Origin of the sequence: Altererythrobacter lutimaris (genome assembly GCF_013371495.1) — a bacterium.
In the GTDB taxonomy this organism is placed as follows: domain Bacteria; phylum Pseudomonadota; class Alphaproteobacteria; order Sphingomonadales; family Sphingomonadaceae; genus Erythrobacter; species Erythrobacter lutimaris_A.
In genome coordinates, this window is the sequence record NZ_JABWTA010000001.1 from 1032147 (window position 1) to 1043376 (window position 11230).

General features: G+C 58.8%; 13 protein-coding genes. 3 read left to right on the forward strand and 10 right to left on the reverse strand.

All coding sequences use genetic code 11. The features are described from left to right. The first annotated feature begins 11 nt into the window (after positions 1-11). On the forward strand, positions 12-3428 hold the full coding sequence (locus HUO12_RS04985) for a chromosome segregation SMC family protein (RefSeq protein WP_176272546.1): 3417 nt from the start codon (positions 12-14) through the stop codon (positions 3426-3428). A 49-nt stretch (positions 3429-3477) separates the two neighbouring features. Here HUO12_RS04985 and HUO12_RS04990 read toward each other — a convergent pair whose 3' ends face one another. From HUO12_RS04990 to rpmF, 6 genes are all read right to left on the reverse strand, one after another. Continuing rightward, complete coding sequence (locus HUO12_RS04990; RefSeq protein ID WP_176272547.1) at positions 3478-4137, reverse strand: NAD(P)H-dependent oxidoreductase; 660 nt, start codon at positions 4135-4137, stop codon at positions 3478-3480. Between the two features lie 140 nt (positions 4138-4277). After that, on the reverse strand, positions 4278-4673 hold the full coding sequence (locus tag HUO12_RS04995; protein WP_176272548.1) for a MerR family transcriptional regulator: 396 nt from the start codon (positions 4671-4673) through the stop codon (positions 4278-4280). 3 nt (positions 4674-4676) lie between these two features. Then, entirely contained in the window at positions 4677-4967 is a 291-nt protein-coding gene (locus tag HUO12_RS05000) for an integration host factor subunit alpha (RefSeq protein WP_332310372.1), read from the reverse strand. 124 nt (positions 4968-5091) lie between these two features. Further along, positions 5092-6066 (reverse strand): beta-ketoacyl-ACP synthase III, encoded by a 975-nt coding sequence (locus tag HUO12_RS05005; RefSeq protein WP_176272549.1) that lies wholly within the window; start codon positions 6064-6066, stop codon positions 5092-5094. Beyond that, the gene (plsX, locus tag HUO12_RS05010) at positions 6063-7136 is read right to left on the reverse strand and encodes a phosphate acyltransferase PlsX (protein ID WP_176272550.1); all 1074 of its coding nucleotides are present in this window, start codon (positions 7134-7136) and stop codon (positions 6063-6065) included. Before plsX ends, HUO12_RS05005 begins: the two co-directional genes overlap by 4 nt. A gap of 31 nt (positions 7137-7167) precedes the next feature. Continuing rightward, a complete protein-coding gene (rpmF, locus tag HUO12_RS05015; protein ID WP_086436252.1) occupies positions 7168-7347 on the reverse strand; it encodes a 50S ribosomal protein L32 in 180 nt (59 codons plus the stop codon). Between the two features lie 197 nt (positions 7348-7544). On the opposite strand from rpmF, the gene HUO12_RS05020 reads away from it, so the two are divergent. Continuing rightward, positions 7545-7943 (forward strand): MAPEG family protein, encoded by a 399-nt coding sequence (locus HUO12_RS05020; RefSeq protein WP_176272551.1) that lies wholly within the window; start codon positions 7545-7547, stop codon positions 7941-7943. A 104-nt stretch (positions 7944-8047) separates the two neighbouring features. Here HUO12_RS05020 and HUO12_RS05025 read toward each other — a convergent pair whose 3' ends face one another. Continuing rightward, entirely contained in the window at positions 8048-8689 is a 642-nt protein-coding gene (locus HUO12_RS05025; RefSeq protein ID WP_176274298.1) for an MBL fold metallo-hydrolase, read from the reverse strand. A 118-nt stretch (positions 8690-8807) separates the two neighbouring features. On the opposite strand from HUO12_RS05025, the gene HUO12_RS05030 reads away from it, so the two are divergent. Next, positions 8808-9269: a GNAT family N-acetyltransferase gene (locus HUO12_RS05030; RefSeq protein ID WP_176272552.1), complete on the forward strand. Its 462-nt coding sequence runs from the start codon at positions 8808-8810 to the stop codon at positions 9267-9269. 48 nt (positions 9270-9317) lie between these two features. On the opposite strand, the gene HUO12_RS05035 is transcribed toward HUO12_RS05030, so the two are convergent. The 3 genes from HUO12_RS05035 to HUO12_RS05045 form a co-directional block, all read right to left on the reverse strand. Further along, entirely contained in the window at positions 9318-10088 is a 771-nt protein-coding gene (locus HUO12_RS05035) for a hypothetical protein (RefSeq protein WP_176272553.1), read from the reverse strand. Between the two features lie 30 nt (positions 10089-10118). Further along, the gene (locus tag HUO12_RS05040) at positions 10119-10361 is read right to left on the reverse strand and encodes a hypothetical protein (protein ID WP_176272554.1); all 243 of its coding nucleotides are present in this window, start codon (positions 10359-10361) and stop codon (positions 10119-10121) included. A 92-nt stretch (positions 10362-10453) separates the two neighbouring features. After that, positions 10454-11116, reverse strand: coding sequence for a S24 family peptidase (locus HUO12_RS05045; RefSeq protein WP_176272555.1), 663 nt, complete (start codon positions 11114-11116; stop codon positions 10454-10456). Between the last annotated feature and the right edge of the window lie 114 nt (positions 11117-11230).

Here is an 11230-nt window from a genome sequence, read left to right on the forward strand (position 1 = left end):
GACGCGCAAGAATGCAAATCAAGAAGCTCAAGCTCAGCGGCTTCAAGAGCTTCGTTGAACCTGCCGAATTGCGAGTTGAACCCGGCCTGACCGGAGTCGTCGGCCCGAATGGCTGCGGCAAATCTAACCTTTTGGAAGCGATCCGTTGGGTCATGGGCGAGAATTCGCCCAAATCCATGCGTTCAGGCGGGATGGAAGATGTCATCTTTGCCGGCACCGAAGCGCGCCCTCCGCGCGACTTTGCCGAAGTTGTCCTGCAAGCCGCGGATAGCGATGGTGAAGAGCTTGAAGTCATGCGGCGGATCGAGCGCGGTGCGGGCAGCGCATACCGCGTAAACGGCCGCGATGTGCGAGCGAAGGACGTAGCGCTGACCTTTGCTGATGCAGCCACCGGTGCACATTCACCCGCGCTGGTCAGCCAAGGCAAGATCGCTCAGGTAATTGCGGCTAAACCGGCAGAACGGCGGCAGATGCTGGAAGAAGCAGCCGGGATCGCCGGACTTCACGTGCGCCGCAAAGATGCGGAAAGCAAACTGCGCTCAACGGAGAAAAACCTCGAGCGGCTCGAAGACCTTATGGCGGGTCTGGACTCGCAGATGTCGTCCTTGCGGCGGCAAGCAAAGCAGGCCGAGCGCTATGGCAAGCTAACCGAGCAGATCCAGCTGGCTGAGGCCCGCCTGCTCTATGCGCGCTGGCGCGATGCGGCCGCCGCAGCAGATGCGGCGCGCGCGGAAGCCAAGGCTGCGGATGAACGTGTGGCGACCGCTCAAACGGCTGTGGCAGAAGCGCACAAGGCGCAGCGCGAAGCGTCAGAAAAGCTCTCCGAAGCGCGCGAGGAGCAAGCCGACCGCCGCGATGATGCGAGCGCGCATGGTCACCGTATGGCCGCGCTGACAGAGAAGCTCGAAGCAGCCGAGCAGCGCCTTGGTGACCTCAAGCGCCAGCAGATCCGGCTCGAAGAAGACCGGACCGATGCCGACCGCATGACGAAGGATGCGGCAGAAGCGCTTGCCCGGCTTGACCGCGATTTGCAGGCCAGCATTGCCGCGCTGGGGAGCGACGAGGCCGGACGCCCGGCCCTGCTCGCCAAGTCCGAAGATGCCGAACGCGCCAGCCGGACAGCGGAACTCGCCTTTGCGAAAGCGACGGCAGACCAAGCGGGTGTGGAAGCCGAATGGCGGGTCGTCGAAGCGGAGATCAGCCAGGCCAAAGCCCGACTCGATCGTTTGGCAGCGGAAAACGAGCGCCAGCGGGCGCAGCGCGCCGACATCCCGAGCGCTGACGAAGCGGAGCGCGCAGTTGCAGAGGCCAAGCAGGCAGTCAGCGATGCGCAATCGACGCTCGAGAAGCTCCGGGCCGAGCTTGACGCCAATCAAGCGCGCAAAGTAGAATTGCAGAGTGCGCGCGACAATGCGGCTTCCGAACTCGCAACCGCGAAGGCAGAGCTAGCCGGGATCGAACGCGAATATCAGGCTTTGGTACGCGACCGGGACAATCGCGCTCGCCAACGCGAACAGCGCAAGGGCCGCGCCATTGCTTTGGATGGTGTGAAGCCAAAGCTTGGCTACGAACGCGCGGTTGCCGCCGTGTTGGGCCGCGATGCGAAGTCACCACTAGGCGCTGCCGACGGAGATGGCCGCTTCTGGACGGGAAGCGCCGCCCCCACGCCTGTCGCTGACAGCCTGCTGTCACAACTCACCACATGCCCTGACGAGTTACGCGCCCGCCTGAGCCAAGTGCACGTCGCTGAGAGCGATGATGGACGCGCGCTCAAGCCCGGCGAATGGCTCGTCACTAATGATGGCCGCTTGCGCCGCTGGGACGGCTTCGTTGCCTTTGGTGAAGGTGCAGCCGAGGCCGCTAGGCTTGAAGCGGAGAATCGCTTGGCAGAGCTGGAAAAGCAATTGCCGGCGCTGCGCGATACGGTTGACGCTAAAACCGCCAGGCAAACCTCAATCCAGGACGAATATCAGCAGCTGGCCAGCGGCTTGATTGCGCAGGAACGCGCTATTACCGAAGCGAGTGAAGCCGAGCGTCAGGCGTTGCGCGCGCTCGATACGGCAGAAGGCGCACTCGAGCGCAATGCAGCGCGCCTCACGGAACTGGACGCGGCTGCCAAGGATTTGGCCGCGCAGCGCGAGCAAGCCGAAGCGGAGCACAAAGCGGCAGAGGCCAAGCTCGCTGAACTTCCTGCCCCCGATGCCGGCCGCGCCAGCGTTGATGCCGCACAAGCCCGCCATGAAGCTGCACGTTCTGCCTTGCAGGCTGCCGCAGCGGAACTTGCAGCGCACGATCAAGGGCTCGCTGTGACACGCGAACGGGTGGCCGCTCAGCGCGCGGACAAGTCCAATTGGGAAGCGCGTTCCGGCGATGCGACGCGGCGTATGGCGGAAACCGCGCGGCGGCTCGAGGAAATCGAAGAAGAGCGCGCAGTCATCGCCGCCAAGCCCGAAGGCTTGATGAAAGAGATAGAGCAAGGCGACACAATGCGCGCCAAGCTCACTGCGGAACTGACCGCGGCAGACGAAGCGGTGCGGCAAGCGAGCGAGGTTTCGCAAGCAGCCGAGCGCACTTTGGCAGATGCGACCGAGCGTTTGGCCGGAGCGCGTGAGGGCCGTGCGGATTTGGCCGCGCGCGCAGAGAACTCCGAGGCACGACGCGGGGAAATGGCGCGCATTTCAGGCGAGCGCTTCCAATGCCCTCCCCCGATGCTGGCCGAACGCTTCAGCTTCGAAATCGAAGACGTGCGAGATCACGGTGCAGAATCGGAAGAGCTCGAGCGCCTGACCGCCAGCCGCGAGCGGATCGGTCCGGTGAACCTCGTCGCTGCGGAAGAACTGAAGAAGATCGAAGAAGAGCATGGCGCGAATGCCACCGAGCAGGCTGAACTGGCCGAAGCGGTCAACCGCTTGCGCGGCTCGATCGGCAATCTCAACCGCGAAGGACGCGAGCGTCTGCGCGCCGCATTCGAGGAAGTGGATGGCCATTTCCGCGTACTATTCACGCGGCTGTTTGAAGGCGGTCAGGCGCATCTTGCGCTCATCGACAGCGATGATCCGCTGGAAGCTGGCTTGGAAATTTATGCGCAGCCACCGGGCAAACGATTGCAGTCGCTTTCGCTGCTATCAGGCGGTGAGCAGGCGCTGACCGCGACCGCGTTGATCTTTGCGCTGTTCCTCACCAATCCCGCACCGATCTGTGTGCTCGACGAAGTCGACGCGCCGCTGGACGATGCCAATATCGAACGTTTCTGCGACCTGCTTGATTCCATGGTGAGCGAGACCAACACCCGCTACCTGATCGTGACGCACAACGCCGTCACGATGAGCCGCATGCACCGCCTGTTCGGGGTGACGATGGCGGAAAAAGGCATCTCTCGCCTGGTCAGCGTGGACCTGGGCGAAGCGGAGCTGATGGCGGCGGAGTGATCTTACGTCCGATTGTGGGATGAAAATCGGACGTTTAGCGAACTTTCCATTATTGGTCCAAACGGGAAGCCGGAGTCTCACTCTTTCGATTGAGGAAGCTCTCAAGACGAGGTTGCTTGCTCTCTTGAGACGCAATTCGGATTGATCGAGCCATCCGTTTGATCTGCTTTTCCCACTTGCGAGCATGCTTTTCTGCGTTTCCATGCTTGATAGGACCGCAAGCGAGGAATCGCACTGGCTTGAAACCGCAGAAACCGAGGATCTGGCGCTTCCATCTTTTGATTAATGCATTGCCGTAATTAAGACGCAGGAAGAGAGGCGGCGTGTCCATAGTTGCGATCACATCGGCAGAGCGGCCTTCCATGAGCTTATCCCACCAAGGATCGTCAGAATGATATGCAAACGCGAAGCCGGGCAAAAGTAAGCGGTCGAGTAAGCCTTTGAGTTCGGCAGGCTCGCTTCCCCACCACATTGGAAAGCTGACCACCAAGTGATCGCACTCATCAAGTTCCCTGGCCAGCCTAGCAACATCCGGCTCCCACTCTACGCGTTTGGCATATCCAAACCGCAAGATCGGAGAGAAATCCATATCACGGACGGCAACCCTGCTAACGTCCGCGCCTTGCGGCAGAGAGTCCTCGTACTGCTGGAGCAGATGAGATGAAAACCGTCCTTCGTCAGGATGACCATCAAGTAGAAGTACGCGCATATGAATAGAAATCCCGACTGTTACCGAGCCAGCATAAATCTGGAGAATGAAGAATCGAGCGTCAATGCTCGCTGGGGAAACGGATCAGCATTCGATGTCAGCAAGCGTGTCGTCAGCGGACACTAGGGTTGTGAAGAAATCTAGCCCTTCAGCGTCGCGGCCAGCTGATTTCTGATCGATTTCAGCTTAGGCAGCAGATCCGCCTCAGCGTCCGAGCTTTTCGAGCCATGCGTGAAGAATACGCCGCGTTCTTCCGAAGCCGGATCAGTTTTGTCCGCTCGCCCTTCGCGAATAGCGGTTTTCGCGCCTTTCAGCGTGTAGCCTTCACCGTTCACCAGCCGGTTGATTGTATCGAGCAGCGAGACATCCGACGGACGATAATAACGCCGTCCGCCGCTGCGTTTAAGAGGCTTGAGCATGGGGAAATGCTGCTCCCAATAGCGCAGCACATGCGGCTTGATCCCAAGCGCATCGCTCACTTCCCCAATTGTCCTGAGAGCCCCCTCCTCTTTGCCATCCTGGAAGGTGCTGGTCATTCGTCAGCTCGCCTTCGCGATCCGGTCTTTCAAGAGCTGGCTTGCTCTGAAAGTCATCACGCGGCGCGGCGTGATCGGCACTTCAACGCCGGTCTTGGGATTGCGCCCCACCCGTTCGCGCTTGTCTCGCAAGATAAAGCTACCAAAGCCGGAGATCTTCACATTCTCGCCGCCTTCTAGAGCTTCACCCATCTTGTTGAGGATAGCTTCGACGAGATCGAGAGATTCTGCACGTGAGAGGCCCATCTTGCGATTGATCGTCTCAGCCAAATCCGCGCGTGTAAGTGTGCTCACAGAACCCTACTCCCTAAATCCGGTTTACGACCCCGATAATGCGGAGAGGTTACTAAAATTGATCAATCACTTCAATGTCGAAGACGTACAAGTGGTGGAAGGATATTAACCATTCACCGAAACTTTAGAGGCGGATGAGACTTGCCCCCCAGGTAAATCCGCCGCCCATCGCTTCGAACATAACGAGCTGTCCGGGCCGTATCCGCCCTTCACGCCGCGCGGTATCGAAAGCGAGCGGCACGGACGCAGCCGAGGTGTTGGCATGCCGGTCGACCGTTACGACCACCTTATCCTCTGAAATCCCTAGTTTCTTTGCCGTCGCATCGAGGATGCGTTTGTTGGCCTGATGCGGCACGATCCAGTCGATTTCATCGCTGCCGATCTCTGCGTCTGCGATGACTTCGCGCAGAACCTCTGACAGGTTGACTACGGCATGGCGGAAGACTTCGCGCCCCTTCATGCGCAGATGACCGACGGTTTGCGTTGTGGATGGACCGCCATCGACATAGAGCAAGTCGTGTTGGGCACCATCCGCATGCAGTCGGCTTGCAAGGATTCCGGAGCGAGTCGCACTGGCATCCTGCGCTTCAAGGACCACTGCGCCTGCTCCGTCGCCGAAGAGCACGCAAGTGGTGCGGTCTTCCCAGTCGAGAATGCGGCTGAAGGTCTCAGCGCCGATTACCAATGCACGCTTGGCCATCCCTGTGCGCAGCATCGCGTCCGCTGTGGTCAAGGCATAGAGGAAGCCGGAACAAACAGCGGCAACATCGAATGCAATTCCGCCATGACAACCGAGCGCATGCTGGACTTTTGTTGCCGTCGCAGGGAAAGTGTTGTCCGGCGTTGCTGTCGCCAAAACGATCAGGTCTATCGCGCTTGCATCGACACCTGCATCTTCTAGCGCAGCGCGTGAGGCCTCGGTCGCGAGAGTTGCTGTCGTTTCGCCTTCACCAGCAATGTAGCGCTGACGAATGCCGGTCCGCTCGACGATCCATTCGTCAGACGTATCGACGCGCTCTGCCAGCTCTGCATTTGTGACACATTGCTTTGGAAGCGCCGATCCGCTCCCGAGGATTACCGAGCGGAGCGGAGCGCTCACGCGTCGCTCTCCATGTCACCGTTTCCATTCGCTGGCGTTTCGCGCAAGCGAGCTTCGCCGAGTTCCGCCAGATCCTGCGCAATCCGTCCGGTAATCTCGTTCTCCAGCAGGCTCGCTGCGACAGCAACCGCATTGGCAACGCCTGCTGCATTGGCGCTACCGTGGCTTTTTACTACGACGCCGTTGAGACCAAGGAAGACCGCACCGTTGTGGTTGTTGGGATCCAAGTGGTGCTTGAGCAACTCTGTCGCCGGGCGCGAGACAAGGAAACCGATCTTGGAACGCAGCGAGCTGGTGAACGCGTTGCGCAGCAAGTCCGTGACGAACCGCGCAGCACCTTCGATTGCCTTGAGAGCGATATTGCCGGAAAATCCATCCGTCACGACGACATCCACTTCGCCGCGGTTGATCTTGTCGCTTTCGACAAAGCCGTCGAATTTCATCGAAAGACCGGTTGCCGCTTGCAAGGTCGCAGCGGCATCGCGCAGGCTGTCCGTACCCTTGATCTCTTCCGTACCGATATTGAGGAGCCGCACGCGCGGGCTCTCAATGCCTGTAACGATCCGCGAATAGGCCGCGCCCATAATCGCAAATTGCACTAGGTTGCGCGCATCCGCCTCTGTATTGGCGCCAAGGTCGAGCATGACCACATCGTGCTCTTCAAGCGTCGGCATGACCGCCGCGAGCGCCGGGCGATCAATGCCCGGCATGGTACGCAAAGCCAGCTTGCTCATCGCCATCAGCGCGCCTGTATTGCCAGCCGATACAGCAGCACCGGCATCACCTTGCTTCACGGCATTGACCGCGAGACCCATGCTGGTCGTCTTGGCACGGCGAAGCGCGCGGCTGGGCAACTCATCGCCGCCAACCACGTCATCGCAATGCAGGATTTCCGATGCCCCGCGCATATTCGGGTGATCGTCGAGCGCGGCCTTGATGCGCGTCTCGTCACCCACTAGCAGGAATTGGAACTTGTCGTGGCGACGGCGCGCTTCGGCAGCGCCTTCGACCATTACGCGCACGCCTTCATCGCCGCCCATCGCATCAACAGCGATACGCGGCAGGCTCATGTGCGTTTCTCCGACTTAGACACAGGTGGTCTTAGAGACCGACCGCAACGACCTCGCGACCGTTGTAGAAGCCACAGTGCGGGCACAGATTGTGCGGGCGCTTAAGCTCCCCACAATTGTTGCACTCGTGAAAAGCTTCCACTTTCAACGAATCGTGCGCGCGGCGATTACCACGGCGGTGAGGCGATACTTTTCTCTTTGGGACAGCCATGGCGGCACCTAATCCTCAAATAAATCTGCAATTTGTGAACCGCCCTAAGGCAAGGACTGTCTTCGCACAAGTTTTGCAAGCGCGTCAGCAGGCCCGGCTATGGCGGGAAAGCGCGCGCTATAGCGGAAAATCGCAAGGTTGCAACCCACTGCGCACACCCCTAGCAAAAGGCTCGACAACGGAGGTGAATCGCATTCATGCTTACTTTACTGCCAGTGACACTGACCGCGGCTGCTGCGGCGGCTATTCTCAACGTGTGGCTGATGATCCGTATTGGCGCCATACGCCGAGCGGAGAATATCTCTGTTGGTGATGAGGACAACGAGAATCTGATCCGTCGGATGCGCGCTCAGGCAAACTTCGTGGAAAGCACGCCCTTCGTGCTGATCCTGATCGCAGCAATAGAGATTTCGGGCCGCGGCGAGCCATGGCTCGCATGGGTGGCCGGCATCTACATGCTGGGACGCGTAGCGCATGCATTTGGCATGGATGGTGGCAGCCTTCAGATGGGCCGGATGATCGGTACGCTGACGACAATGCTGGCGCTGCTGGGTCTTGCGATTGTCGCTGTGTTGATCAGCGTCGGGGTGATGTAAATTTCCACGTCATTGCGAACGCAGCGAAGCAATCCAGATCAGCACGCGATAGACTCTGGATTGCAGCGGCATATCTTCGAGCTGCCTCGCAATGGCAGTTGTCGTTAACCCAAAACCCTATCGCTCACAAATGCATTCGTCTGGCGTTCTTGCCCGAACGTGCTGGTCGGGCCGTGGCCGGGAATGAAAGTCACATCATTGCCAAGCGGCCAGAGCTTCTGTGTGATCGCATCGATCAGGTCCTGATGGTTGCCCATCGGGAAATCGGTGCGGCCAATGCTCCCCTGGAACAGCACATCACCGACAATTGCGAAGCGTGACGGTTCATGGAAGAACACGACATGGCCCGGCGTGTGGCCGGGGCAATGGATCACGTCGAGCTCCAGCTCGCCGACAGTCACCTTATCGCCATCAACCAGCCAGCGATCCGGCTCGAAAACCTTGCCATTGATGCCGTAACGCGCTCCGTCTTCATCCAGCCGCGAAATCCAGAAACGGTCATCCTCATGCGGACCTTCGATCGGTACGCCCAGCTCTTCAGCGAGGATACCCGCCTGCCCGCAATGGTCGATATGGCCATGCGTGATGAGGATCTTCTCCAGCTCCACCCCGGTCTTTTCCAGCCCAAGCTTCAACCGGTCGAGATCACCGCCCGGATCGGTCAGCGCGCCCTTGTTTGTCTTCGTGCACCAGATCAGCGAGCAATTCTGCTGAAGCGGCGTCACGGGAATGATCGCAGCTTTCATCGGTGGTATTTGGGGCGTGGTGTTTGGAGAGGCCTCGGTCATGCTGTGTCAGATGGCGCGACTTGCGCCAGATTACAACAGGCGAGATTTTCGCGGCTCTCAGTGCTAAAGCCAGCGTATGAGCAGGCTCACCATCCGCGACGCAACCGAGCAAGACCTGCCCTATATTGTGGGTCTGATCGACAGCGACGCTGTCTCGGCCAAACGCGATCCAGCAATGCCGGCAGACGAGGCCGATCAGCGCGAGGGTTTTGATGCCATTGCAGGCGACCCAAATCATCGCCTGCTGATTGCTGAGGTAGAAGGCAAGCCTGTCGGGAGCTTCCAGTTGAGCTATATTCCCGGCGTCTCGCGCCAAGGCGCGTGGCGCGGCCAGATCGAATCCGTGCGCGTCCATCCCGACCACCAGAGCAAAGGGATCGGCGGCGCAATGTTGGAATGGGCGGTCGAGGAATGTCGCAAACGCGGCTGCGGGCTAGTGCAGCTCACAAGCGACACAACCCGCGAAGATGCGCACCGCTTCTACGAGCGGCTAGGATTCAAACCGACACATACAGGCTTCAAACTGAAGCTGCGGTAAGTGCCGACGTTGCAATGTCCGGTTACGACCCAATTGCGGACGCCTTGACTACCTTGAGGCTCGAGCCAGTTTGCGCTTAGCTTTCCTTGCAAACTCAGAGAAATTGGCTTCGATTGCTAGACCGATCTCTTGGCTGACTTCCGCAGGGTCTTCCCCCTCCTCAATTGGGAATACAGTAAGCTTGTTGCCGCCGTCGGAACGGAACCGAACATCCCAGACGTCCTGGTTACTATACTTGCGAAAGTCGAAGTAGGTCGAAAATCGATCTCCCCAGAAAACATCCTCGATGAGATCGTTGAAGCGAATGTGCAGCTCGTAATAGCATCGCGCATCGGAAGCTGCTCTGCGTTCCTTGCGCTTTTTTGTCACTTTGTCGGTTTCAAGGTCCGAATGCCGATAGATCACGGTGTCGGCTGGCAAGCCAAGACTCTCAAGCGGGTCTGCGCGATCTAGCGCCGCAAACTGCAATTCTGGGCCGACAAGCTCCTTAAACTGGGCATCAACCCCTTCTGCATCGAAACCGGGAAACAGCACTCCCATTCGGAATGGCAACGATGCGAAATGCTCGGTTGGCCAGATGTGAAGTTCGCAAAGCGGTTCGACTGCTTCTAGCGAGGGGGCTTCTTGAGCCAACGCTGTTGAGGAAACCCCTCCTATCCATGCAAATAATACCAGCGATAGTCGGCTTACTGTCTTCATGCTCCCCCCCAAGCAGTAATTGGTGTTCCCGGGTTGCTTACACTTCGTCATATCGACTTTGCAATGAACCACCTGCTCACCGGTTCTAGCTGAGTGCTCAATCAGTTGGCTGCTTTCCACCCCAAAAGCTGAAGTTGAACTCTCAAGCCCTCACCACCGTTTCAACTTGCGAAAACGGCCCTTTTTGTCGCGGCGGTATTCCAGCTTTGGAGGGACTGCATTAGCCCAGGACCAGAAGCGCCGTAGCCGCGAGCGCAGGCCGCGAGGTTTGGCTTCGCTGCTAGCCAGGTGCTCCTCATCCGATCCCGCAAGCGCCCAGGTCATCATGACGCCAATGGCGATGGCTGCTGCAACGAGCAGAAACAGGAGAGAGACAAGGATCAATGTAAGCATGAGAGGATCTTACGGGTGTTTGCGTAGGTTATATAACAGGTAAGCGCGCGCAAAATTGGTCAAAGACGACATGTCCACATGCGGGACTTCGGCTAGAGCCGCCCACCTTTCCATACGACGCGGCCGATAATCTCGATGTCGTCCGCGCTCACTTCAATCGGCGGGTACGCCAGGTTCTGGCTGAGCAGTGCGAGCCGCCCTGCCCCAGCGCTTGCAACGCGCTTCACCATCAGGCTGTCATTCAACCGAACGACATGCACGCCGTCACGGAATGGCCGCACAGTGCGATCGACGAGGATTTCATCGCCATCGCGCAGCAGCGGTTCCATACTGTCACCTTCGACAGTGATCGCGGAAAGCTGTGCTGCCTCCAGCCCCTGCTCGCGCAGCCATTGCTGTGAGAAGCGGAAGGTGTCGAATGCCTCTTCATTGTCCGGCACAGCGCCGGGGCCAGCCGATGCACCAATGTCGAGCCGCGGGATTTCCACCCATGCAGAACGGATACTACGAGGCGCAGCGTAGGATTTTTCCTTAATATCCTGTAAAGGCGCACCCAACTCTGCCTCCGGCACGCCGAAGAACTCCGCCAGCTTCCCGCGGTCCTGCTCTTCAAGCTTGCGCGGGCTGCCTTTCGTAATGAACTGCTGGAGATAGCTCGTATTTCTGCCGATCATCGCTGACAAAGATGCAAGGCTCGCCCCGCTCTCCTGCGCCAACTCACGCAGCCTTGCGCGCTCTTCTGATAGTTCAGCCATGAACCCTACCTCACTTTAACCATTAAATTTCCTATAGCATAGGATTTTTCCTAGACAAGTAGGAATTGAGTTGGAACAAATGCGGAACACCTGATGATTCGAAAGCGATTCGCA